This window comes from uncultured Cocleimonas sp. (genome assembly GCF_947495625.1).
In the GTDB taxonomy this organism is placed as follows: Bacteria; Pseudomonadota; Gammaproteobacteria; order Thiotrichales; family Thiotrichaceae; genus Cocleimonas.
Genome location: NZ_CANLZW010000011.1, coordinates 96,268 through 122,020, shown reverse-complemented (window position 1 = coordinate 122,020; position 25,753 = coordinate 96,268). Strand labels below are relative to the sequence as shown.

Genomic DNA, 25,753 nt, shown 5'->3' with positions numbered 1-25,753 from the left:
GTCTCTCTGTGGTTTTGTGTGCGTTTTAGTAGTTTCTTTAACAAAAATGCCTTACATAAGTAAGGCATTTTGTTTACTTGAGGTTTTACTAGAAAGAATTAAGCAGCTGCTTTCTTCTTTTTAGTAGGCTTCTCTTTTTCTTCTTTATCATCAATGATGTGATAAAGCGGCGCTTTTTCTAAAGTGTACTCGCCGGTATTTGGATCACGACGTGAAACCGTAAGTACATGCCAGTTTTTATCATCAAGCTTCATCTTGTCACCACGGTAGTAGTAACCAGGCCAGCGAGTCTCTTCGCGGAAGAGAGTGTGCTGCATTACCGCTTCAGAAGTCAGGATACGGTGCTTAAGCTCCCATGCGCGAAGTAGCTCATGGATATCTTTAGCAGCAATTCCGCCTTCCCAATCTTCAGCGAGAAGACCAAGCTTCTTAAGGCCGATGTTTAGTAGATTGTCATTAGTCATATAACTAACAGTTACACCACCACAATACTCATCCATCATTTTCTGTAGACGGTCAAGACCTTGTCTAGGGTTGATGTAATGAGGGTTAACCGTACCAGCAGTAATATGGTTGCGGTAAACCTTGTAGGTTTCCATTGGCTGGTAGATCTGTTCTTTACGCTTCTCGATCTGAGATTCGTTGATAGAAATACCATCACCTTTACCGTCGTTGATGTACTGTACAGCAGCTTTCGCCGCTAAACGACCTTCAGTGAAAGAACCTGATGAGAATGCGTGAGGCGTTCCACCTACTGCATCACCCGCACCGAATAGACCTTGTACGGTAGTCATACGGTTATAACCCCAGAAGTACTCATCTGGTGAAATATCTTCAGGGCCGGAACACCAAGCGCCACAACCAGTTGCGTGAGATCCCATTACATAAGGCTCAGAAGTTGTTAGCTCAGGGTTTTCGTATTTAGGATCAACGTCAGTTGCAGCCCAAAGAACCGCTTGACCAACAGTCATACCCAGGAAGTTATGCCATCCGATTTCTTCTAAATGCGGATCCTGGAATGCCTCTGTTGTAACCATGTAAATCGGTCCACGACCTGCATTAACTTCGTTAATGAATGCGTGATTACGTAAACAAGTAGGAATCGGCTTATGAGATAAATGCTGACCTTCAGTATCTAAGTATTCTTTACCAACCATCTTAGATAGCGCAGGGAACCATTTTGATTCATATTCTTCGCCGTTACCGTTTTGCGTATATGTCTTAAGGTGTAAGAAGTATGCGCCAACAGGACCGTAACCGTCTTTAAAGCGAGCAAGAACGATTTTGTTTTCCATCTGCGTCATCTTTGCGCCAGCTTCGATCAATAGACCATAAGCAGAACCTGATGACCATGGTGCGTACCATACACGACCAGCGCCTTCACCTACTGAGCGAGGCTTGTAGATATTTGACGCGCCACCAGCACCAACAATAACAGTCTTTGATTTGAATACGTGGTAGTTACCAGTACGTACGTTAAAACCAACAGCACCACCAACACGGTTTTCTGCATTGTCATCCATTAGAAGATGAGTCACACAAACACGGTTATAAACTTTGTCTGCTGATTTTTTTGCTGCTTCTGCAACGATTGGCTTGTATGACTCACCATGAATCATAATCTGCCAGCGACCTTCACGTTGATACGTGCCAGTCTTTTCGTTACGCATAATAGGAAGTCCCCATTCTTCGAACTGGTGAACAGCCGAATCAACGTGACGAGCCATATCAAATAGCAAGTCTTCACGAACCATGCCCATTAAATCCATACGTGCATAACGTACGTGATCTTCCGGGTTGTTCTCGCCAAAACGCGTACCCATGTAACAGTTAATCGCGTAAAGACCCTGTGCTACAGCACCAGAGCGGTCAATATTTGCTTTTTCAGCAATAATAATTTTCTTGTCCTTGCCCCAGTATCTCGCTTCAAAAGCAGCACCTGTGCCACCTAAGCCAGCACCTACAACAAGTACGTCGATGTTGTCTTCAACAATTGTCTTATATGAAGCCATTAGTAGTAAACTCCTTCTTTCATCACCAATTTATTGGTTTTTAGATCGTGCAATCCGCCTTCATCAAAACGAACGTATTTAGGCTCTTTATAAAGTAATTCGCTATTGCGCATGCTGTCTTCTGGTGCTGGAACGGCTCTAAGGTCGTCATATCCAGAACCCCAAGGCTTGGTTGTAATTGGAGCAATAAGATCCCAGTCTTTCTTGCCATTACGGAAGATGATTCTCCAGGCGATAACACCTTTCTCTTCATCACGACGTACTCGAACAGAACTTCCTAGCGGTGTGAAGTCTGCGTAACCACGAACGTCTATAGCGTTATGTGGACAAGCTTTAACACAAGAGTAACACTCCCAACACATATCAGGCTCTATGTTGTAAGCACGTCTGATGTCTGTGTCGATATGCATGATGTCTGATGGACAGATATCAACACACTCACCACAACCATCACAGCGGGTCATATGTACATAAGTTGGCATAATAAATCCTCTTTAAATTTGTAATTAACTAATAATTAATGAAATGACTAATCAATCAGTATTAATAGTGTTTAGCAGCTTCGCGTCTGATTCCAGCACCCATATTAGGTGGGTTTTTACCCATATATGTAGGGATATCTGGGAATTTTTCATGAATAGCTGGATCAGAAAGGTCAGGCATATCTGGTAAACCTTCACGGCTACCGTCTGCCCAAACTTGTTTCTTCTGGTAAGCAGCAGCTGGCTTGAAGAACATGTGTGCGAATTTAGACCAGATTACGCCAGCAAATAAAATCGTAGTAGCAAGAATAAATAGCACGAAGAAAATACCAAGGCCGTTAGAGATAGACCAAAGTAAAGCGAAAGTGCTCATTGCAAGCAATGATAAAATGAACATGTCAGCTCTAGGAGCAATTTTGTTCCAAGGCTTACCTTCTGCTGCAACATCTACACGGATTGCAAACCAGAACCAGTAACCACCAGCCGCTAAGCTAAGTGCACCAAGGTGCCATAGTATAGGCCAGATTGCTGGCGTACTATTACCTGCATCTGCATAACCAAAAATCATGATTGCAGTTGTAACAACAAAAACAATGAAACCATACATTGACATTAAATGTGAAAGTCTACGTTTCTGGTTTGAAAATTCTGAAGAAGTAAGTACTTCATTTGTAATCGTTTTTACTAAAAGGCCACGCTTCTCTGCACTACCTAGTTGACGTGATGCTTTTTTCTTTGCACTTTCAGCATTTTCAAAAAAGTACTTAGCACTCTTTTTATGCCAAACATCAAATAAGGTGCCGCCGATAACAAAAAGAATCATCAGAATGACGTAACCTTGCATTAGTCCGGGGGTAAATATTTCAGGGGATTCGGCATTCAACTGCGCGAATGGATTGGTCGTAATAAACATTATTATAGCTCCTAAAGAACAGTAGTAAACTCAACACATTGATAAAAATCAATTGGGCATTGTAGCAAAACAGTGACCTTCACATTGGGATTTATGGAAGAATTATCATGTGTATTTTATTTGCATGCATAAATAAATCTAATCTCGCACTACAAATATATGAAATTACTCTTTAATTTAAGTACTTTCAATGTCCACAAAGAGATGTATCTGTTTATTCCCCTACCTATTGCGACAAGTCATGAGTCAATAATCACTCAAAAACCGTAATGATTTTTAGTGGCAAAGTTGGATTGGCTTATTAAAAAGTATTAAAAATAGCCTAATAACAAGGGGGTGATTTATTAAAATCCCTAGTCCATTAATAGGTTATATTCTTAAAGTCATTGCTGTGCTTATGTTTTTATTCTACTTTTTTTTCAACTCTTTTTGTTTTAATTCCTTTTCTTCATAAATACGCGCATATTCAGCTGCCGCCAGATATCTTGGGGTTTTCATATCAGAAAGGGAAAGACTAAGACCTAAGCTACCCCATTCATGAAAAGATTGTGGCATATAAAAGTTATTAAACTGTTTACCGTCTTCTTCTAGCCAGACTTTATATAAGTCTTCGGTGATTTCTCCCATTCCTACGCTTTCAATCGCATCTTTAAAGAGAGCAAGTTTTTCTACTTTTAACTCTGGGTGATGATCAAAATATTTTCTTTGGTTTCTACCAAGGTTAGCCAAAGCTAAATGATGACCGCCTTCATAAGCCAGAAGCTGGATTCTTTTATCGGTTTTATTAATAACGTCTTTATGAGCAATCATCTCGCCTCTGATCGCTTCTAATCCTTTTGGGTTTTTAGGATCTTTCAGAATATCGATAATCTCTTCTGGAGTTTTAGCATTTAGCACGCCTTTTGAAATACCTTTGCAGGGACCAAACTTATACGGTTTGATGACTTCATCTTTTACTTTGAGGTCGCCAAAGCATCCAAAAAAGTAAGCGGGTGTTGCGATGGCATCAACTCTGTCTATGGACTTGTGTTTAACCGCATATTCCAGCATGGATTGCGTTAGGTTCGGGTTATTTTGCTTGGTGGCCAGGGTGAAGATTAGGTTTTTCTCATTAATGCCAGAATCAATCCAGATTTTAGCGATTTGATCAAGTCTATCGACATACGCCATTTGAGCCATTGTTTGATAAGCTCTATCCAGATTTTTCAATACGTAAACTTTGGCGTTCATATTGAAATCAAAAGGGCGTCTGCTAAATATTCTTTTATTCCAGCCTTGTTTAAACTCTTCAAAAAGCTTTTGTTGCAGGTCGCGAACCTCGTTGCCGGAGTAGTGATACACCAAATCTGGGCTATGTAGCTCATTTTTATTTTCTTTTGTGTATTTGAATCTATCGACAAGTGTATCTTTGTAGTTGCCTTCTTTGTCTTCAACCTGAATCGTTAGTTTCCCCTTGGCTGCACCGGTATAACCTAACCAGTAAGCATTTAAATGGGGGATTTCTAAAGCAAGCTTTTCGAAGAAATTACCTTTTTTGTATTTGATCTTTTGAATAAACTCATCGTCACCCAGATAATCGTTTTCTGCAAAGGTTTCACAGTCTGACTGACTTTGATCATATAAAAAGGTAAGAGCGATTTTATCGACATTTACACCGTTTTCTTCAAGCTTAAATTCAATGTTTTTATTGAATGTTGAATCATAGTTCTCGTAATCATTTGCGATGAATTTTTCGATATTGCTAATAGTTTCGCCTTTGTTTGCGAGCGTAAGTCCGTTTATTAACTTAGTAAATTCAGATGTTTTTTTGCAAGATTTAAACGCTTCCAATTCTTTAGTAATTTCTTTTTTATAATGGTTGAAGTGAGTTAAGTAGCCTTTTCTCAGATTTCGATAAGTAACGACTCTGTCATCGGAAGTCTTTAAATAATGTTCAAACTGATCTAAAAACTCGGTGATATAATATTCATAACGAAATTTGGCTAAGCCAGTAAAATACTTTTGGCTGGCGAATCCGCCGTTCCATACCTCATTGCTTAGCTCAACAAATATTTTTGAGTCCTTATTTAAATTTTCTTTAAAGTACTTAGACATGTCTGCTACATAATCGATCGACGCGTTATGCGGTATATTTACCCAAACATGAGCTTTAGTTTTATTGATTAGCGCTACTATGACTTCGTAGGGTAAACCTCTCCATCTTTCTTCGGGTGTAATATAAGAGTTGCCCCAAAACTGGTCATTCATTTGCGCACGGTTCTCTGGTGTTCGCGCAAATTTCATTAAACAATTGCCGTAATCCTCATTGGGGTAAACATAGTTCCAGTTGTACTCCCGTGACTTCTGTCTTAGTACCGCAAGTTTTTCTTTAAGTGGTTCCAGTGCTTCTTTATTTTGTTCTATTCTGTAATCCAGCGTCATGATGTTAAGAAAATCATCCTGAGCTAATAGCTTAATTAGAATTGGCTCAATCTTTTCTATTTCATCTTCGGTGTAAAATATTTCATTGTCGTCATTCTTAAATTCTTTAAAGGTTTTAAGGATAGGTTCTAGTTTGAGTGATTCGTTAGTAGCTAAAGGTAAATCAGCTTCTTCGATTATTTCCAATAGACGAATTTTTACTTCATGTGTTAAATATTCAGCTTCTAAAGCTTGTTTGGGTTTTGCATAAACGTCAGTAGTTTTGACATAGGTAGTGACACACTCAAACGGCGCTTTGGGTGATGAAATCATCATATTCATCACTCTGAATGTGGAAAAAGGTTTAATGTATTCCAGATAATCAGGATTAAATACGATTTCCCCATTGAGCACATCCTCATGGTTCACAGTAGGAAGTATTAGGTGGAAATCTCTCAAGTAGGTATCACTATTCGCCGTAAACGTTAGTTTGATTCCATCTGCTGAAGGTGTTTCTGGAATTTGAATATCTAAACACTGGTTTGCAGTTTCGTATTTTTCAGGACAATCCACTGCAGTCGCAAAGCCTTCGACGGCTACTTCGACATCCCCTTTGTAATAAAGCGGATAAATCCCGTTAGGAACATCACCGACTATTGCTGACTCTAAGCCCGTGGTGTAGACGTAACTGCCTTTTTTTAAAATGACCGTTTTGTCTTTATTGACGGTAATTCCGAATTCGGTAAATCTGCGATATCTTTTCTGGGCGAAACGATTGACTAAGGCTCTGATCTTGAAATCATTAAGCTCTTTGTAAGGCGCTAGTGAAAAAGAGTCCTGTTCTTTTCTATCATCAGATAGATCGCGGTTAATGGTGTATAGGTGGCCATTTTCATGATCCATGTATTCATCAACAAAAATATTCTTAAGTTGAGGGTCTTGAGAAACAAAGTCGACAGCACCCACACCTTTTGTTTCTAATAACTCTTTTACACGATTAAAAATACTTTCATCAAAAGGTCGAAACGACTTTGCTAGATCGCCCATGATTTGTGCATGAGTAACGATGCTTACCTGACTTTGTGGTTCATTCAGGTTGATTCCCATCGAAATCGGAATATGTTTTTTCGGAATATTTTCGGACGAGTTAGCTTGTAATACAGATGTTAAAACTAAACATAAGCTAATGAAGATTAAACGCATTAAATTATCCTTTGATATATCAGAGATTTACTTACAGTAATCTAACTTAACATTGATACTAAAAGTATTAAACGGCAAATTTTGATGACATACATCAAGAACTTCGTTTGTATCATTTGAGGTAGGGATGAAAAGCGAATTTATCAGGTATATTAAAGAAATAGGAATTCATATTTTTTTAGTATTTATACGTAAATATAGGGAGTCTACGAATGAATAATAAACATTTGTTCTATTTATTAACACTTATTTTATATCTGCCTGTTATTGTAATCGCAGATGAAAAGCAAAAGCATCTTGATGATGGCAAAATGATGTACAAGCAACTCTGTTATAGCTGTCATGAAAATGGAGAAAAAGGCGCGCCGATACTTGGCAATAAGTCGCAATGGGAAGAAAGAATAAAACTTGGCAGAGAAGCTTTAATTGATAGCATTATTGCAGGTAAAGGTTTTATGTTGCCAAAAGGTGGGGGCGCTGGTGAGTCGCGTTTTCAAATTGGGAAAATGCTGGATTACATGTTAAGTACTGTATCAGATGAAGATATCAACAAATCACCTGAGATGCAGCAGCGAGTTAAGCGCTCCATGCAAATCAGAAATGGTTTACAGCTTTATGCGCAAAACTGCTTTAGTTGTCATAATACGGGAAGGAACAATACACCACAGCTAGGTGATAAAACTGCATGGGCGGAAAGGAAGAAACAAGGGGTGGCAACGTTGGTAAAACATGTTATCGCAGGACATGGAGATATGATAATGAAAGGTGGAAATACCATTCATTCAACTGAGTCTGTAGAAAGTATGGTGAGGTATATGTTGAGTACTGTTGAACATTAGTAAGTAACTTCAGGTAGTATGCTTATTTTTTATAAAGTGCTCCAAAGTAGGGGGGTGATCTTTATACAATCAAAAATAAATATTCGATCAATTTAAGTACTTTTGTAATTGTGTCACTACATCACTACATCACTACATCACTACATCACAACATCATCGGGTTCTGTTTTGATGTTGCCAGCACTAACCATTCTATATTTTATGTTCTGTATTCTGAACTAAATGTAGTCCTTTGTGAGCCTAAGCCTGATATGAAGAGTCTTAAATGATAATGAGAAACGCGAAACCCATAAGGCCTCGCGTTACTGTTTTCTTTTAAATTAAAATATTATTAACGATCTATTACATCTTGTACAGAATCGCCATCTTCAACTGCTTTTGGTTCATCATCTGCATTTCCAAATAATGCATTGAGGTCACTTTTAAGCAGGCCACCATCAGCTATAACTAATGACTGACTGTTCGAGTTTTGATCTGTAAAAGATTCAACGTTGGTTTGCGCTGGGTTATCGTTGCTACTAGAACTACCGTGATTACAAGCGTTCAAACCTAACAGAGAAACGATGCCAATCGTGATTAATTTGATTTTCATTTTTGACTCCTATGGTTAGATTATTGGTTAGTTGAACCAGGAATTGGTGTAGTTAGATATGGGAATACTGCGTCAAACTGAGTTGCATTTTGTGCGACGCCGTCTGTAATAGGTGCTTCACCTGCTGGAGCATCCGCCGGATCACACAAACCTAGAGGTAAGTGACAAAGTAAGCCCATTGATACGCGTAATGCGGCATCGACGGTGTCATCACCGGGGCGACGACCATTTGGGAAGCCTGCATTGTCACCGGCAACCACACCAAAGTTACTTTGATCGGCTTTAGCCGTTGGTGCGATATTTGTGTTCAAGCGTTGCATTTCAGCCAGCGAACCATTCGCATTTACTCCAGTAAAACCGGTTAAGAAAGTAGCCACTAAGTCAGGGCGATTTTCAACGGTAGGTGCTGGTACACCAAACAATGCTTCAAGCAATGCGGGTAAGGCAAGGTTCGTTACATAGTCGGCAAACTGACCATCATCTTTTGGTTCGCTTGAGTTAAATCGATTCTTGTCAGGTAGACCAATGACCACTTCATTAACTAATGGCATACTTAATCTTGAAACTTGTGTCCAGGCTCCGCCATTGACTGCTGGTTGATTGAATGTGGGTGTTGGATCAAGGACGCGTACTTGCGGCAAACTTGCTGTAGTCCATGAACCAATAATTCCATTCTCATTGCCGCCGGTTAAACAAGCGATAGGCATTTCAAGCGCTAATGTTGTAACGTTTTTATCAGCAAGATCATCCGATTCTCCATCAGTTGCACCTAAGGGATCGGTGTTTACCAGGTCAAAAATTTCACCGAGGTTAACGGCGAAAGAGTCTTTGCGTTGACCAACGAACACACGTCCATCTTGTGAGCCAGTTGGACAGGCTGATAGCGTGATGTCATGGATAAATGTTTTTGCGTAAGTGTCGTAAGACTCAACTCCAAACGTTTTTTCACCTACGTTATCAAAAGGTTTAGTGAAGGTATCGTCACCTGAACTTGCCGCTATCACCGCTGATTTTGTTCCAGTTCGGCGATCGCCTTTTACCATTGTGATATTGTAGGTTTCTTTAAAATTCAGCGCACTACTATCAGCAGAAGTGACTGCGCCGACATTCTTTAATGGAACTGCAATATCTTTGCCGTTAATGGGTAGCGTAATTCCATTGCCTTCATTGCCCAGCATATTGTTGAAGTTAAACTGGAAAGTAATGTCTTCAACTGCATCGCCGTTGTTATCAACATGAATTTCATAAAGCGCTTCTGGTGATAAACTAAAATAGTTAGGTCCGCCGTATGGGTCTTGTAATGGATTGTAGTTTGCAACCAATGTGACGTAGCCCTCTCTGCCAGATTCGTAACTTCTGAACATATAGAAATCAGTCGCGTCGACTTTTGGGTTAGCGGTAATGAATGGCGCTTCACGGTGACTAGATGCTGATGCAGTAGTTACAGTGGCAGTGCAGGTGGCAGCTACAAATGCTGCTAGTAGCGTCTTTTTAGTAGAAATGGGTAATGATTTCATGTTGTTCTCCTTGTGTTACTAAATGAATGAATGCTTCTTTAACCAGCTAAACAAACTTCTATTGTGATCTTTGTTCGTTTGTTAATGAGGCTTACGCAAGCAAAAGAAAAAACGGATTCATTTATTTTTATAAAGAATTAGAAACGTCTTGATAGGAGGCAGTTTTGTGAATCTAGAAAAGTATTGGCAGTTTGTTTTTGCAACAAGTCAGCAGTAATGAAAAGTGAATAGATAAGAGTTTGGTTAGAAATTGATGAGAGCTTGATTAGAAATAGATTATCGCTAGAGAAAAATAAGATCAGCCAGAAATACAAAAGCCACAGTCATTAAAAAAGAAACTGTGGCTTTTTAGTACGTACAAATATGTAAATATAGAATTACATTGAATGATTTAGATGGGTAATGCGCCCCGCATAAATGCCATGCAGCCATTTTTTGTGCTGACTTTACCGTGCGTTACACCCGCTGCAGCAAAGTGAAAATCACCCGCTTTTAGATGAATGTCTCCCAAGGTTAAATCACCTTCAAGCATCAATGTTTCTTCATCAAACGGGTGGCCGTGACCGTCCATATTAAAGCCAGGCTCTAATTTGATAAGGTAAGACAATAGTGATGAAGGCTTACTCAAATCTCCGTGAAGCACTTTAAAACTGCCACCAGGGAAAGCTTCAATCCATCCGTCTTCATCAGAAGCAGGGACTATATCAAAATCAACGTCTGCTTTTTCATCAGTAACTGTTTCAGCCGTTGCTGATTTATTACCAGTGATATTTGCCATCAGGTTATTACGCATGCGCAATACCACGCTGTCATCAATCTCGACAGGTTCATGTGCCTCAGCCAACATTTCTAGAACGTCGTCATCAAGGACATTGTTTTTAGTGTCATGCTTTGCCATAAATCCCTCCATTTGCAAAATCATCGCGGGATAAGGTTTCTCTTAAAATCAGCTGGGCTCGGCGAATATTCGATTTAACGGTTCCAATCGGTTCGCCAGTATGTTCGCTTATTTCTGTTTGAGTCATGTCTTCATAAAAGGCCAGAGTAATCACCAGACGCTGCTTTTCATTTAATAACTGCAAAGCTTCATGAATACGGCTGGATACATCGATACCTTGTAATTCTGTATAAGGTGTCACCGTATCTGGGTCTTGAGTCATATTCTGATCTAACTCAAAAGTATTGTTATTCAGTTGAGGTCGCTCACGACGCAATTTGTCTAAAGCGCGGCTTCGACACATCATCAATATCCACGATATTGGAGTTGACTTGTTTTCATCAAAAGTCTTGGTTTTATTCCAGACTTGCATAAACACATCACCCACAACTTCTTCTGCAAGCTCAGGTTTAATCACGATTTTCATCGCCAACCCATAAACACGCTTCACCGTAGAATCGTATAGTTCTCCCATCGCTGCCTCGTCACGTTTTTCAATACGCGCGAGTAATGCTGATAAGGGGTCTTGTTCTTGCCCCATTAAAATCTCCTGAGAATCATATAAGTCTTCATCAAGATACAGTATAGGAGACATTATGGTTCGTCCACTATCTTTTTTAGCTAGTGAAGAGATTGAATTTGTCATAATTGCGTTATTCAAAATAATGCCTTTTATTAAAGAGTTAACATATATTTCACATTACGCAAGTTGATGGTCAATCGGATTCATTCTTCACATTTAATCATCATTCAGGACGAAATTTAAAATAGTAAATAAACTAGATGAGTGAATAAGCAGATGGTAAAAAAGCCTTATAAGTAGGGGGGGGGACTTTAAAACATATTATAAAACAGGTAGAAACGATACTTTTACATTCGTTTTACAGCCTATTAACCATTATTTTACATATCTATCTTAGAATTCTAGTAAGTTCGTAAGCACTTTCGAAAAATAACAAGGTGCTACACCTTTGGAGAATCACCATGAAGTTGCGTGTATTTATAGTTGTATCGAGTTTGCTGTATGGATTAACGGGCTGTGGAGGTGGCGGTTCAAGTTCAAATTCTACGTCTGAACCGACTACCAATTCTCCTGCGATTGAAAGCCTCGCCAAAACTACTATCGTATATAGCGCTTCTCCCTCTCTAAACGAAGAGCTTAAGATCAGTATTGAGGATAATACTGATACAGTGATAACAGATTATTCCTGGCGGGTTATGATCGAACCTGCTGCATCTGATCTAAAGTTGAACGCATCTATTGATGGCAAGTCTGTGTTATTGACGCCTGCAGTCTCTGGTACCTATAAATTAAGTGCTACATCTGCAACTGGGGAAACACTAGAAACCCAATTTTCAATAGAAAAATACTTCCCTTTTGATAATTCAAAATTAGAAGGCTATGACGCTACTCAGGAGTTATCAAAGCAAATTGGGATAGTATTAAATCAAGCGTGGGTTTATTCCGAGACACTAAGCGAATCAGCTATCAAAGCAATCGTTAGTAATTATCAAGGTTTCAATATTATCGATTTTGATGAAGTACGCGGTTTACTGGTTGAATTTGATGAAACCCTTGTGCAGTCTCAGACTGATATAAATACCATAAAAGCAATCGCAGGAATCGGTAGTGTTGACTCTAGAGTATTTGAAGGTAAGGATTTTAGTCGCCTAGCAGAAAAGACTCCTAATGATGGCAGTGCTTTTGATGATGCTGGGGATAATTGGCATTTAGAACATATGGGTATGGAAAATGCCTGGGATATATCCACAGGCAATAGTGATTTCTATATCGGGATTGTGGATGGTTCTGCAAGTTTTCATACGCAGCATGAAGATTTAAGAGGTCGATTTAAAGAAGCGACTAAAGCAACATCTGATTCCGTTGAGATATCTCATGGAACAGGTGTCGCAGGAGCAATCGGCGCAATAAGCAATAACAATAAAGGAATATCGGGAATTAACTGGACCAACCAATTGATAGCAGGAAAAGGGGGATATTTCGATTTAAGTCAATTGATATCACGAGATGATATTTTGCTATCAAACGTATCATTGTCTCTGTTGCCAAGGGGTATTCCAACACGTTTTGATCCCAGCGATGCAGATAGTGTTGAAGAAATGAATAGGATATCTTTAGCTCAAACGAGTGATTTCAGAAAATTAGCTACAGAATTTTCAGACAAGCTATTCGTTTTTTCTGCAGGTAATGGAATAGGCAACGGTGCAGGTAATAGTAAGGGGGTTTTTGGTGTAGATGGTCTGCATGGGAATCCTGCTTTGCATTATCATGAAAAGGATGGCGATGTTGAATTAGCAAAAAAAGACAACGTACTTTTTGTCGCTGCACATGTTAACGATAATAGACTGCCATACTATTCTAACTACGGTGAGAGTATTGATATTGCCGCACCCACGGCTTATAAAAGCACTAAAAATGACAGAAATATTATTGAATCATTTCAGGATACTGACGAATATTATACGAGTGATGAGTATGGAGGTAATACGAGTAGAGCATTTTCAGGTACATCAGCCTCTGCTCCATTAGTTACAGGTGTTGCATCACTCATTTTAGCTGTTGATCAGAAACTGACTGCTGCTAATGTAAAATCAATATTAATTAATAGTGCGACTTCTTCCGCTAGTGAAAGATATGTGAGTCCTTTTAATGAGGATACGTCATCACTTACTTACCCAATTCCTATAGTCAATGCTGCCAATGCGCTATCCATGGCAAAGGAGATCGAACAGGGTAGAGAAGTAAAAGTTACGCATAGATTTCCTGAACCTTTCAAGCCGATAATAGAAATTTCATTGTCATCTGCCAATGGTAAATTGAAAACCGATTCATATAACTATGCGGTAAGCGTTAAACCAAATGCTACATCTGTTGATTATGACGAGTATTTAAGTGGAAACATTGCAGATTATAGTCCATTGGTTTTTCAAAACTTTCCTACAGGCAAGACCTATTACAAAGTCGAAGGAGAAAAAATTCTCTTCACACATCAGGCAAGTAAAGTGTCGGTAGAAAGCGATTACAGCTACGCATTTATTATTCCTAATATTATGGCTGTTACGACAGATAAGGACTCACAAGCGGAAATTCCTAACATTTCTCTTGATATAAAAGCTGAAGATGGCTCATTTCCTATCGCTTTTGGCTCTACAGATGCTAACGGAAATGCACGATTATATTTAGCCCCAGGTAAATATACAATCATTGCTAAAGCCGATGGTTATAACGATCTCACCAAAGCTGTTAACGTTGAAAAAACTGATACTGCTATCGATATAAGCCTAGAGCTGGTATCAGGCACTAATAACCCAAATCCAGGACCAACAGGTGAAAATTTACAACCCATCACACCATTAACCAATTCAGAAATTTCTATCCTTCCTAACCTCGCAGGTATTCCTAATGTTTCCTCCCTTACAGTTACAGAAGAAAGTGGTTTTAGCGGATCTATCGATCAGGATTTATCATTGATTGAAGGTGTCTCATCAATAAAAGCGGTTGATATTCAAAGAGATGTTGGTTTTAGCGTACTATGTGAAGGCGAAACGACTAAGCCTTTTTCATTAAGTGCTTCTGATTTTTCAACCGGTGCTATTAGTGAAACGTATTATGATAACGGTCAACAAATAGCATCTTGTAGTTCAAATTACCAATCCATCTTGCCTTTGACCCTAACAAACGCCAACTTATTTGGTGGTGTGCTTGAAGATTGGGTTTCTGAGGCCTTTCTTAATTCAAACTGCTTCACAGGAAATAACAACACCGAAGCGCCGCCATTTCCTAGCAGTAATTTTTGTACCAGTGTAATCGTCACGAATTATTTGATCACTGATGTTAACGGTGTTGAGCATAAAATATCTACACGGTTAACGACTGTTCCAAACTATTAATTCTTTATTACCCTGACTACCTTTTATGAGGTTTTTATTTGAAATAATAAAAGCCTCATCCTTTCGAATATTACTGTTATCAAGCCTGTTGTTACAGGGACTCACCTTCAAAGCTTTATAAAGCAAAGCAAAAAAAAGTGCCTCTAAGTAGGGGGGGTGACCTTAAAACACATTTAGAGGGAGAAATAATGCTGTTACAGCCTATTTACGAATATTTTCTACACCAACTCGAATCATTAAAGTCAGCACCGTTTTCTTCGGTGTCAAAGAATACTGCTTTATCGAGACGCTTAACATAAACCCCTTCGCTGCTAAGACGAGTTTCGGTTAGCTCAAAGATTTTTTTAAATAGAGCTTCGTTTTTAGCGACTTCTAAGCTTTGGTTTGTATCAAATACAAATACAAGTTTTAGACTTTTTGGAAAGTTAGCGTAATCCACAAAATGAGTTAACCAAGTAAACCCCTTTGATTCATGCTTTAGCGTTTCACAAACACTGTTTAATGCTTTCACAATTGCACTTTCTATCTTCTTTTCATTTTTTTTCAAATTATTCACCAAAGCGAGATAACCTCGAGAATTCCGGATTCCAATGTGTTTGTATAGCTAAAGAGTTAAATCCAAGGGCAGGTTAGTATCTATTTATACCTTTCAACAGTGGTTAAAGTATCTCTTGTTTCTTTAATAAGCCCTCTCTGTTTATATTATACTGCTTTTCTTTTTCTGGTAGATCGCTATTAAGTGAAATCCAGTAAACATCAATTTTCAAACGGGGTTAAAAATGAGCTTTTTTAAGATAAATTCTCATTCATCAGAGCAGCAAGCTGGCTTAATCTTTTCTATATTTTTGCTAGTTATATTGGGGTGTGCTTCTGTTTCGGCAGAGCAAAAGACTAATCAAGAAGCAAATAGCCTGAGTATTGATGCTTCAAGTCCAGTCAGTCATCCAATATCCAAGGCACAACAGAGTCTGGAACAGGCACAGCAGCATTACCAGCAAGGTGATCTTGAGTCAGTGAAACAGAATTTACAGGAAGCCAAAAAGTGGCTGGATAGTTCTCAAATTGGCAAGAATGCTAAAAGCAATAGTGAAGCGAAAAAGCTGTCGGCTGAAATAGCAGAATTAGAAATGCAACTGAGTAATGCTACGGATGAAAATGAAAGCACACTGTCTCGTTTATGGCATCGTAGCACTGCATTAGTCGAACATGAACTCCAATCTATGAAAGAGCAATGGAATGAAGCATCGTCAGCAAGTGAGTCTTACAAATATATCCTAGATGCGCGCTTACATTTTGACTATGCGGAACATGAGCTATTTGTTAGCCATGATAATGAGAATGCCAAAGAAGAAATAAAGCTGACGCTGAGTTATCTGGAAGAAGCTAAAAAAGTGGCTAATCCTTCAGCAGTAAATAAAATTCACCAGTTACAGAAAGAGATTGGCGCATTAAATAATAGCAAGCCTGACCAAGCTGGAAAGCAAAAGCTGAGTAATTTGCTTAAAAAAGCTGGTGAAAAACTACAACAAGCGAGAAAAGGTTCAGGTCCATTACTAAATTCAGAACTGGATAAAATTGGCAAACAGATTGGAGCACTGACAAGCAATTTAGATAATTTACTGAGCCGTGAGCAATACCAAATAATAATGAGTGAATTAACTCAGATAGATAAAGACTTGTAATGCTACCATCTGTTGATCGAAGTGCTGTGGTTATCGTTATGGTTTAAAAAAGTGCCTATAAGTAGGGGGGTGTCATTACAAAAAGTTGTGTTACCCATTTAGAATACTGACTGTAAATTTATGACTGATAGGTCTATTTTGGGATAACAGTGTATTCAACTTCAATTTTAAATGACTCTTGAGGCGCAATTTGAATAGTATCTGATGCCGCATTGGCAGTCTCAACACAAATAAAGTATTGATAGCCATCATCGCTTAAATCTCCCATTTTGGCTGCACCCTCTGCCCAAGGATTCCAGACTACTGTGGTTTTACTGCCGCTAGATCGAATTTTGATTTGCTGATTTTTTTCATCACACAAGGTGATTTCAGATGGCGCATCCGTATAAATACGATCCACTTCTTGATCGACAATAACATCACCCATCTGTTCTATAGGCGTATCTGACTTAACCGTTTTATCTATGTAATGGACTTTGTCTAGACCGGCAACATGTGTTTGTTTGATATCACCAATGGCAAAGTAAGTATGTAGAGCCTGAGTAATAGTAAATGCGTCATTACCCGTGTTTGTTGTTTGCAATGATAGACTCAGTGTTTTTCCAATTGTAACAAGCAGAGTGAGTTTGAATGCATGCGGCCAGAGTTTTTGAGTTGTCTCTGTATCGTTTAAACATAAGGTAACTTGTGTTTCACCGCTTGTTGTTGATGTTGTGCTCTCATGATGCCAAAGCGTGTTTCGGGCAAAACCATGCGCTGTTCGACCTAAGTTTTCAGGGTCATCTCCAAACCATGGCCAACAGATAGGAATGCCGCCTTTGATTGCTTTACCTTTTTCATAATAGGCATTATCACTGACAAACAACATTTCTCGCATTTGCGACTTTGGTTTAAACGATAATACCTGTGCGCCATATAGCGAGATCAATGCGGTGGCGTAATTGTTATCGATTTGTAACATGGGAAAGCTGTTTTTGCCTTCAGCTAAAACCGTTGTATTCATGGTTTTTTATTCCTCTGCTTATTAAAGGAGCAGATTTAAACTATGTAATAAAAAAGTGGATTAATCCTTCACAACCATTTTCAATACTTCAACAATATCTGCTTCCAGATCCTCTGGCTCAGTCTTAGGGCTAAAGCGTTTGTATGGTTTACCATCGGGCGCAATTAGAAACTTGGTAAAATTCCATTTAATCGTACTGCCCAGCATCCCACCGAGTTCTTTTTTCAGGTAGACAAATATCGGATCAGCATCACTGCCGTTAACATCAATCTTTTCAGTCAATGGGAAGGTTACACCGTGATTAATTCTGCATACATCAACAACTGTTTCATTGCTTTCTGGCGATTGATTTAAGAATTGATTACACGGGAATCCTAAAACTACTAAGCCTTTATCTTTGTACTTTTGATACAGAGACTCTAGTCCATCGAATTGAGGCGTGAGCCCGCATTTGGTGGCGGTATTTACGATCAGCACAGCTTTACCTTTGAATTCTGACATGTTGATCGGATTACCAGCAGGATCATTGATGCTTAAATCGTAAAAACTCATAGTAAAGCCTTGTGGAAACCTAGTGAGATTTAATCTCACTAGGTTTATTAGTATTAAGAATTATTCTGCGTAACTGTATATATAAATCGGAGATTTATATACGCCCGAGAAGCTCACTTTTCTTCGTATTGAATTCTTCATCAGTCAATGCGCCAGATTCGTGTAATTTCGCTATCTTTTCAATCAACGTGATAATTCCATCTGTTGAAGCGTTGTCCACAGATAAGTTATTTAGATTGTTAGCTGCGGGCTCGGGCATTGGAGCAGGCACGTCGTTATTATTAGTATTTACATTAGTAGCATTATTATTCTGGTTATTCATCGGAGCTGCTTCTACAAAATTTGTTTGCTTTTGAGGAGCTAAACCCGGACCAGAAATAATCGGTAAGCTATTTACAGCTATTGTTCCATACTGACTGCTAAAGGTGAGAGAAGTATCTCCACCTTGTTGCTGGCTGACACCACCAATATTGTTATCCAGCGTGTCATACACAGTAACTTCTCCGTTAAGCTGTATAGCAAGCCTGTTAGGAAATACCGCATAACGAATATTATTTTGAGAGCCGCTACTAAATGGAGAGCCAAGATCCGCAGGCCACCACTGGTTGCTAGATTTTGAACCAATAGGTGCTGGCGGGAACATTTGCGTATTAACTAGCGCATTTGAAAGTTCATTACAGAGATTATCAACAGTTGATTTTAAGCCGTTATTGAACATGTCGCCGACCATGGTCATGCCGCCTCGCATCCACTGTCCTGATCCGCCGAGTTCTGGGGAATTAAATTGGGCCATGGAGCCACCACCTTGGTTGACGGCTATAAGCATATGAATAACTGCTTCCTGGCTGATGTTGTAGCGCTGGGCTAAATCATTAACAATGTTTTGTCCGGCGGGTGTGAGTTGTTGCATGGAGCGACTTCCTTAAAAGAATAGTGTAATAGAGCAATTAGATAAAAATTGAGGGGGAGGGGGACTACACTTTATTATATACCCCTTAATTATCTTAGGAGTATTAATTTAGAGAGTAAGTGATCATTATCCAGCATGTTTTGCTGATTTACATCTTTAATCTGATAATCAGTAAGGGTAAATCAACACAAGGTTAATGATTTTTCAGGTCACCTCCCCACTTTCAGCGACTTTTTTCAATAAGCCGATTTTAATATGAGATCTGTGTAGATCACTTTTCTCGGTTTTAGTTCATCTCATCAATAGGATCTGGGCAGTATTCGCGTCTACGGCAATTGCCGCATTGTTCTCCTAAATAAAGTGAATCGACCCAAGCCATTAATTCTGCCAGTTGTTCGCGATCTTCAAACCAGAATCCCGCTTCAAAGTTTCGGCTGTCTTTATGTTTAGCACCGAGTCCGGCACCGGTTAGATTTGCACTGCCGACAAATGCACCTACACCATCGATGATAATGGCTTTAGTGTGCACGCGTGGGCAAAGAATACGATCAAACAATTCACTTTTAAATAGCTCAGGATAATCATCGAAGTGTTTTCTGAAACGTGGTCCGGGTTCTTTGGCATGTATTAAGCGAACACCAACGCCGCTTTCTACCAAGCGGGATAAAAGAGCCAATAGTGGTTCGAATCCATGTCCTGAATCCAGATGTAAATCTTTGATATCCGCAGTCACGATCCAGACAAAGCGTCGAGCCTCTGGAAGGCGCTTTTCCATCACTTCGTCATAAATGTCGCGGTTGAGTAGTAATTGATGCATGGAATCATGATAGCAGTTATTACAGATAGTAAAACGGCTAGCAGGTTTTTAAATGAGACCTACTCGTGGAGAAAAAATACCTTATAAGTAGGGGGTGACCTTCTAATTTTTCAATTTAGCTAAAGCAGATGCGGTTATTTCAGTGATTTTATTAAAGTCACCTGATCTCACTAATTGAGTTGGAACAACCCAGCTACCACCAGCGCAGAGTACGTTATCTAGTGCTAGGAAATCTAAATAATTGTCTTCATTGATGCCACCCGTTGGACAGAATTTTGCTTGCTGGAATGGGCCAGAAAATGATTTCAATAAGGGTATTCCACCAACGCTAGTTGCTGGGAATAGCTTGAAGTGCGTGTAACCTAAATCAAGTCCATTCATTATTTCTGAGCCTGTTGAAACGCCCGGAATAAGTGGGAAGTTAATGTCTTTTGCACTTTGTAATAATGAGTCAGTACAGCCTGGGCTGATAGCGAATGAAGCGCCAGCATCTCGGACTTTTGCAAGATCTGTGGGATTTAATACAGTACCAGCTCCAACAACTGCTGATGGAACTTCTTTAGCCAACAGGCTTATCGCATCGATAGCTGCGGCTGTTCGTAGAGTAATCTCTAAAACGTTGATGCCACCAGCTATGAGGGCATTTGCCAGATTAATCGATTGTGAAACATCATCAATTTCAATCACAGGAATGATTGGGGAGAGAGACATTATCTCTTGTGGTGATAATGAATTATTACTCATAAGATTCTACCTTAATATGAATTGATGTTTCTATTGTCTTTTCTGACCAATCTAACTGAAATGATATTAAATCGAAGAATGAGGTTTGTATGAGATGGATAAAAAAGCGCCTATAAGTAGGGGGGTGAGTGTTGTATATCACTCTAGATCCCCCCCCCTCTTAACTTTAATGCTATATTTTCTTAATTTTCGTATTAAGAGAAAGAAATGCCGCCATTGATATCAACGTTATTTCCAGTCATGAAAGACGCTTCATCTGAGGCTAAAAATACAGTTAGGTTGGCGACTTCTTCAGAAGTACCTTCACGTTTTAGTGGCGTGATATTAGCAACGTGTTGGCGTACTTCATCTTTGGTAAAGATGTTGTGGAAATCTGTATCGATCATGCCCGGGCATAATGAATTTACGCGAATTTTTGGTCCTAACTCTTTTGCCAGACCACGTGTGTAAGTCATTACTGCACCTTTAGATGCAGCATAAGCTGTAGCACCAGGGCCACCACCATCACGGCCTGCTTGAGAAGCAAACGTAACGATTGAGCTACCTTCACCCATGTGAGGTGTACACGCTTTAACGGTCATGAATAAAGACGTTAAGTTTAAAGACATTACCGTGTTCCAATGTTCAAGTGTTGATTCTTCAGTTGTCTTACGAGCAACTAAACCACCTGTTACGTGGATTAATGAATCAATGCTGCCGAATGTTTCAACGGTTTTAGCAACCAAAGCGTCAACATCTGCCTGATTTGTCATGTCGCCCTGGATGGCAATTGCTTTTCCGCCTGCAGCTTCAATTTCTGATACGGCAGAGTCAGCACCTTCGCTACTACTGTGGTAGTTGATTACTACATTTGCTCCGGCTTCTGCTAAACGCATCACACATGCACGTCCGATGTCACGTCCGCCGCCTGTTACGATTGCTGTTTTTCCTTTCATATTCATTTCTGACTCCTATTCGTCTTGTTCGTATGACTATTTAAATTAACTAAGCTCGGGATTTATATTTGATAAAGCTAGTTATAGTGTTTTGATTCAGGTCCTTCTTTTGAAGCAGGCAACTGTACCGATTGTATTAATTTATTATTATTCAAATTTGTTGATCATTATATTCTAGTGCGGTTTGAGTAAAATGCAAATATTTACAACAACATTTACAAATTAATTACAAAATGGTGACAGCTTTATAAAAAGGCGGTATAAAAGAATCGTCGACTAAAATCACTTTGCCGAAAGGTTTGCGAACAGTAATTTAAAACGTTGACTTATTTTTAAGATATTAAGAGACGAGACCTATGAAGATGTCATTGCCGATTGATTGTGTTTTAGATGCTAAGGCTCAGATTGGCGAAGGTGCTATCTGGTGTTCACAGCAACAAGTTCTATATTGGGTTGATATCTCTGCAGGTGTTCTACATTGTTTTGATCCCGCTAATAATACAAATAAAAGCTGGGATATGGGTGAAGCCTTGGGTTGTTTTGCCCTGACAGGTCGAGCGTCTCTGGTGTTAGCCCTGACTTCCGGATTCTATGAGTTTTTCCCCGATACTGAACATAAATTACTATTGAGTGGACCAAATGTTTCATCGATTAATCAACGATTTAATGATGGTAGCGTTGACTTAAAAGGGCGCTTTTATGCAGGAACAATGCGCACCAATGGTGATCACGTCAATGACCCTTCCGGCACGATGTATTCATTAAGCAGTGAGCTTGAGGTTAATGCGGTTATGAGTGGTTTTCATATTATCAATGGCATGGCGTTTTCACCAAATGGAGATACTGCTTATGTTTCAGATTCGTTTGCTGCTGTTCAAACTATCTGGGCGTACGACTATGATTTGGATGACGGCGTTTGGTCTAACAAGCGAGTATTTCTTGATACCAAAGAATTAGATGGAAGACCGGATGGTGCGGCTATCGATGCAGATGGGTGCTACTGGATGGCGGGAATTAGTGGCTGGGAATTGGTGCGTATTACACCTGAGGGAAAAGTCGATATGAAGATTGAGTTCCCTGTTGAAAAGCCAACTCGCATAGCTTTTGGTGGCTCAGATATGGATATATTGTATGTGACATCACTGGGTGAGGATATTACGGAAGGTACACACCAGCCCAATGCTGGTGGTTTATTTGCGTTAAAAGTGCCAGGTGTTACGGGTATAGAATTACCAAGAATGAATTTCTCAGCAAGCTAAACGTAAAAACAGACACTATTTTTCAGTGATCTGAATTAGGATTTTATGCGGCAGTAAAATGCTCTACGGTTTGCATAACGCCACGAAGCTCCGACATGCCTTTTAGGCGGCCTAAATACGAATAACCCGGATTAACTTTAGAATCTTTTTCAAATTCGAGTAAATGTCCGTGATCAGGTCTCATAAATATTTCAGACGTTCTGGACTCGTGCGACTCAGCAGTTAGCAAAGCTCTGATAATAGCGATCATGTCCAGATCACCTTCTAAATGTTCTGCCTCATAGAACGAACCGTCCTTGTTACGAATCACATTTCTAAGATGGGTGAAATGAATACGATCTGCGTATTTGCCTGCCATTTTAACCAAATCATTGTCGGGACGAGAGCCAAAGGAGCCAACACAAAACGTGAGTCCGTTCGCGGGGCTTGGTACTGTCTCGAATAGGTAATCCAGATCATTTTCTGTAGATACAATTCGTGGTAAACCAAATAGGGGAAACGGTGGATCATCAGGGTGAATCGCCAATGTTATTCCATATTTTTCGGCAGTTGGAATGACAGCTTCAAGAAATGAGACTAAATTATCACGCATATCGTTGTCACTTAAGCTGTCAAAATTTGCGATGCGTTTTGAGAATTCACCGCCACCATGACTTTCTGCACCACCCGGTAAACCTGCAATGATATTCTTTTCCAGTTGCGCTATTTCTTCGACAGACTTTTCGGCGAGTCTTTGTTTCGCTAGGGATACAGTCGATTCTTCATAGTCCTGATGAGCATTAGGGCGTTTCAACACAAAAACATCGTATGCGACGAAATCGATCATATCAAAGCGTAACGCAATGCCTTTGCCGGTAAGCGAATGCTCCAGGTCAGTACGAGTCCAATCAACGACTGGCATAAAGTTATAGCAGACTGTTTTGATACCAGCTTCACCAAGGTTCTTGAGTGTTTCTTTCCAGGCTGTTACTTCTTCTGTTGCTGAGGCGCCTTTGAGTTTTATCTCATCGCTCATCCAGATCGATTCACAGACATCCCAGGTTAAACCTGCAGATTCAATCTGTTGTCTGTGTTCTAGAATATCTTCTTTAAGCCACGTTTTCCCCGCGGGATAATCATGAAGTGCACTGACAATACCCTGAGTTCCCGCTTGTTTAATATTTTCAAGAGAGATAGGGTCATTTTTACCAAACCAACGCCATGTTCGTTTCATGTTTTGCCTTGTCTTAAGTTGTGTATAGAGTCTTATAAATAGTTATGTAGAGTGTGATTCAAACGTTAGCCTGAACAGTCTCAAAAGGAATCAAAGCACCCTTTTCACAGATGACAGTACCGGCACATTTTTGAGCGAGTGATATAGATTTTGCAATATCGCCTGAGCGCATGTATTCAGCAAAATAGGCACCATTAAATGAGTCGCCCGCAGCGGTGGTATCAGTAATGCCTTCAATTTCTTTTACAGGAAAGTATTCAACTTTCTCGCCTTCGACAAATAAGGTTTCACTTTCTGCATTCTTAACAACAATCTGTTTAACGCCAAGCGCTTGATAGCGTTCTGCTGTTTCCATTGGAGTTTTATCACCAAAGGTGACTTGTTCATCTTCAAAACTCGGAAGGATAAGATCTGAGATAGCAGCCGTTCTCGTAATGACATCTTTCATTCTTTCTTCGCTTGCCCATAAACGAGGACGAATATTGGGGTCGAAGGCAATAATTGCATCAGGTTTAAGCGCAGAACGTAAACCAGCGATGAGCGTTTCAGCGTCTTCATCTGGCAAGATAGCCATGGTAATCCCTGATAAATATACGATGTCGGCATCGGCTACTTGCGCCCAAAGAAGTTCAGCTTGCTTCATCATCTGCTTTGCCGCTGAAGTGTCGCGCCAGTAACTAAATGATCGTTCTGCACCATCTAGATGTATACGATATAAGCCAGGAACCCCATTTTTAATTCTTGGAATATTGTCACATAAAACGCCAGAGCCTTTGATGAATGTAATCATTTCTTCCGAGCTATGATCATCTCCAATCGCAGTAAAAAAACGAATGGAAATATCCTCTGACGCGAGTGCTTTCGCATACCAAAGCGTATTGAATACGTCTCCGGCAAATTTTTGTTGCCAGAGGTTATCTTGGACTGATGACAGTTCCAGCATACATTCGCCGATACCTAATAGTGACTTCATATAAAGCAATCTCTTAAATTGTTGTGTATTAATTATTGCGCATTAATTTTCGTCTAATACACTTTTATTGGATGGGTTCCCTTCGAATACTCGCATACGAGCATTGTCGATATGCGCTCGCATAGCTTCGCGAGCAGCTGGTCCATCCTTGCGCTCGATAGCATCAACAATTTGATAATGCTCTTGTTGCACCAACTCTAATCGTGTTTTTGGTTTAAGTAGCGATAAATTCCGGGTTAAATTTATTCCCGTTAAAATGTTGGGTTTCATTGAATTGCGTGCAGCAGTAAAGTAATGATTGTGTGAGGCTCTGCAAATGGCTTCGTGAAATACTACGTCAGCATCTGAACCTAATTCATTATTTTTAATGCAGTCGTCGAGCATTTGTATTGCTGTTTGAATTTGTAAAAGTTCTTCTTCGGTTCTTCTGATCGCGCAGTGATATGCAGCTTCTCCTTCTACTGCAGCTCTAAATTCAAATGTTCGCTGAATGTCTGCGATAGAACCTATTGGAGCAAAATCAAGTACGGCTAATTCCGGGCGTCTTTTAACAAACGATCCTGAGCCCTGACGTGAAACGATGACATCATCATTGCGCAATTGCTTAAGTGCTCGTCTGAGTATAGGGCGAGAAACGTTTAATCTTTCACTGAGGACATGTTCTGTAGGGAGCTTTTTTCCAATTCCAAACTCACCTTGTACGATCAGCTGTATTAATTCTTCATAAACACTATCAGACAAAGAACTGTCTTTAAAAGTTAATGATTGCTCACTCATACTTTCGCCTTTAAATGAGGTTGTAAAGCAATGAGTATAGTTATTTGTAAAATATTTGTAAATAAAAGTGTGTAAATTAAG

General features: G+C 39.6%; 22 protein-coding genes. 4 read left to right on the top strand and 18 right to left on the bottom strand.

Annotation, left to right across the window (positions count from 1 at the left end):
• Positions 1-98: 98 nt before the first annotated feature.
• The 4 genes from aprA to Q1A31_RS08285 all read right to left on the bottom strand — a co-directional run bounded on the left by aprA (position 99) and on the right by Q1A31_RS08285 (position 7,010).
• On the bottom strand, positions 99-2,012 hold the full coding sequence (gene aprA, locus Q1A31_RS08300; protein ID WP_299875064.1) for an adenylyl-sulfate reductase subunit alpha: 1,914 nt from the start codon (positions 2,010-2,012) through the stop codon (positions 99-101).
• Positions 2,012-2,494, bottom strand: a complete 483-nt coding sequence (aprB, locus tag Q1A31_RS08295) for an adenylyl-sulfate reductase subunit beta (RefSeq protein WP_299875061.1) — start codon at positions 2,492-2,494, stop codon at positions 2,012-2,014. The genes aprA and aprB overlap by 1 nt, the downstream gene beginning before the upstream one ends.
• 61 nt (positions 2,495-2,555) lie before the next feature.
• Entirely contained in the window at positions 2,556-3,407 is an 852-nt protein-coding gene (locus Q1A31_RS08290) for a hypothetical protein (protein WP_299875057.1), read from the bottom strand.
• 408 nt (positions 3,408-3,815) lie between these two features.
• Positions 3,816-7,010 carry a hypothetical protein gene (locus tag Q1A31_RS08285; RefSeq protein WP_299875054.1) on the bottom strand — a complete coding sequence of 1,065 codons (3,195 nt, stop codon included), beginning with the start codon at positions 7,008-7,010 and terminating at the stop codon, positions 3,816-3,818.
• 212 nt (positions 7,011-7,222) lie between these two features.
• Here Q1A31_RS08285 and Q1A31_RS08280 point away from each other — a divergent pair, with 212 nt between their 5' ends.
• Complete coding sequence (locus Q1A31_RS08280) at positions 7,223-7,849, top strand: cytochrome c5 family protein (protein WP_299875051.1); 627 nt, start codon at positions 7,223-7,225, stop codon at positions 7,847-7,849.
• 331 nt (positions 7,850-8,180) lie between these two features.
• Here the strand turns inward: Q1A31_RS08280 and Q1A31_RS08275 are convergent, their stop codons facing one another.
• The 4 genes from Q1A31_RS08275 to Q1A31_RS08260 all read right to left on the bottom strand — a co-directional run bounded on the left by Q1A31_RS08275 (position 8,181) and on the right by Q1A31_RS08260 (position 11,556).
• Positions 8,181-8,441, bottom strand: coding sequence for a hypothetical protein (locus Q1A31_RS08275; RefSeq protein ID WP_299875048.1), 261 nt, complete (start codon positions 8,439-8,441; stop codon positions 8,181-8,183).
• 20 nt (positions 8,442-8,461) lie between these two features.
• Complete coding sequence (locus Q1A31_RS08270; protein WP_299875045.1) at positions 8,462-9,958, bottom strand: DUF4331 domain-containing protein; 1,497 nt, start codon at positions 9,956-9,958, stop codon at positions 8,462-8,464.
• 391 nt (positions 9,959-10,349) lie between these two features.
• Positions 10,350-10,856 carry a cupin domain-containing protein gene (locus tag Q1A31_RS08265; protein WP_299875042.1) on the bottom strand — a complete coding sequence of 169 codons (507 nt, stop codon included), beginning with the start codon at positions 10,854-10,856 and terminating at the stop codon, positions 10,350-10,352.
• A complete protein-coding gene (locus Q1A31_RS08260; protein ID WP_299875039.1) occupies positions 10,843-11,556 on the bottom strand; it encodes a sigma-70 family RNA polymerase sigma factor in 714 nt (237 codons plus the stop codon). Before Q1A31_RS08260 ends, Q1A31_RS08265 begins: the two co-directional genes overlap by 14 nt.
• Before the next feature lie 323 nt (positions 11,557-11,879).
• Here Q1A31_RS08260 and Q1A31_RS08255 point away from each other — a divergent pair, with 323 nt between their 5' ends.
• Positions 11,880-14,807 carry a S8 family serine peptidase gene (locus tag Q1A31_RS08255; protein WP_299875036.1) on the top strand — a complete coding sequence of 976 codons (2,928 nt, stop codon included), beginning with the start codon at positions 11,880-11,882 and terminating at the stop codon, positions 14,805-14,807.
• A 205-nt stretch (positions 14,808-15,012) separates the two neighbouring features.
• Here the strand turns inward: Q1A31_RS08255 and Q1A31_RS08250 are convergent, their stop codons facing one another.
• Positions 15,013-15,354, bottom strand: a complete 342-nt coding sequence (locus Q1A31_RS08250; protein ID WP_299875033.1) for a hypothetical protein — start codon at positions 15,352-15,354, stop codon at positions 15,013-15,015.
• 232 nt (positions 15,355-15,586) lie between these two features.
• Here Q1A31_RS08250 and Q1A31_RS08245 point away from each other — a divergent pair, with 232 nt between their 5' ends.
• The gene (locus Q1A31_RS08245) at positions 15,587-16,489 is read left to right on the top strand and encodes a hypothetical protein (protein ID WP_299875032.1); all 903 of its coding nucleotides are present in this window, start codon (positions 15,587-15,589) and stop codon (positions 16,487-16,489) included.
• Between the two features lie 133 nt (positions 16,490-16,622).
• Here Q1A31_RS08245 and Q1A31_RS08240 read toward each other — a convergent pair whose 3' ends face one another.
• The 6 genes from Q1A31_RS08240 to Q1A31_RS08215 all read right to left on the bottom strand — a co-directional run bounded on the left by Q1A31_RS08240 (position 16,623) and on the right by Q1A31_RS08215 (position 21,456).
• Complete coding sequence (locus Q1A31_RS08240; RefSeq protein WP_299875030.1) at positions 16,623-17,492, bottom strand: D-hexose-6-phosphate mutarotase; 870 nt, start codon at positions 17,490-17,492, stop codon at positions 16,623-16,625.
• 60 nt (positions 17,493-17,552) lie between these two features.
• A complete protein-coding gene (locus Q1A31_RS08235; protein ID WP_299875028.1) occupies positions 17,553-18,044 on the bottom strand; it encodes a glutathione peroxidase in 492 nt (163 codons plus the stop codon).
• Positions 18,045-18,138: 94 nt separating this feature from the next.
• Entirely contained in the window at positions 18,139-18,954 is an 816-nt protein-coding gene (locus Q1A31_RS08230) for an SHOCT domain-containing protein (protein WP_299875027.1), read from the bottom strand.
• A gap of 286 nt (positions 18,955-19,240) precedes the next feature.
• On the bottom strand, positions 19,241-19,771 hold the full coding sequence (locus Q1A31_RS08225) for a phospholipase D-like domain-containing protein (protein ID WP_299875025.1): 531 nt from the start codon (positions 19,769-19,771) through the stop codon (positions 19,241-19,243).
• Positions 19,772-19,873: 102 nt separating this feature from the next.
• The gene (locus Q1A31_RS08220; protein WP_299875023.1) at positions 19,874-20,515 is read right to left on the bottom strand and encodes a bifunctional 4-hydroxy-2-oxoglutarate aldolase/2-dehydro-3-deoxy-phosphogluconate aldolase; all 642 of its coding nucleotides are present in this window, start codon (positions 20,513-20,515) and stop codon (positions 19,874-19,876) included.
• A 194-nt stretch (positions 20,516-20,709) separates the two neighbouring features.
• The gene (locus tag Q1A31_RS08215) at positions 20,710-21,456 is read right to left on the bottom strand and encodes an SDR family NAD(P)-dependent oxidoreductase (RefSeq protein ID WP_299875021.1); all 747 of its coding nucleotides are present in this window, start codon (positions 21,454-21,456) and stop codon (positions 20,710-20,712) included.
• A gap of 350 nt (positions 21,457-21,806) precedes the next feature.
• Between Q1A31_RS08215 and Q1A31_RS08210 the strand changes: the two genes are divergently transcribed.
• Positions 21,807-22,709 (top strand): SMP-30/gluconolactonase/LRE family protein, encoded by a 903-nt coding sequence (locus Q1A31_RS08210; protein ID WP_299875018.1) that lies wholly within the window; start codon positions 21,807-21,809, stop codon positions 22,707-22,709.
• 43 nt (positions 22,710-22,752) lie between these two features.
• On the opposite strand, the gene uxuA is transcribed toward Q1A31_RS08210, so the two are convergent.
• The 3 genes from uxuA to Q1A31_RS08195 are packed head-to-tail and all read right to left on the bottom strand — an operon-like array spanning position 22,753 to position 25,672.
• Positions 22,753-23,922, bottom strand: coding sequence for a mannonate dehydratase (gene uxuA / locus Q1A31_RS08205; RefSeq protein ID WP_299875015.1), 1,170 nt, complete (start codon positions 23,920-23,922; stop codon positions 22,753-22,755).
• Positions 23,923-23,980: 58 nt separating this feature from the next.
• A complete protein-coding gene (locus Q1A31_RS08200) occupies positions 23,981-24,895 on the bottom strand; it encodes a sugar kinase (RefSeq protein ID WP_299875012.1) in 915 nt (304 codons plus the stop codon).
• Between the two features lie 42 nt (positions 24,896-24,937).
• Positions 24,938-25,672, bottom strand: a complete 735-nt coding sequence (locus Q1A31_RS08195; RefSeq protein WP_299875009.1) for a FadR/GntR family transcriptional regulator — start codon at positions 25,670-25,672, stop codon at positions 24,938-24,940.
• Between the last annotated feature and the right edge of the window lie 81 nt (positions 25,673-25,753).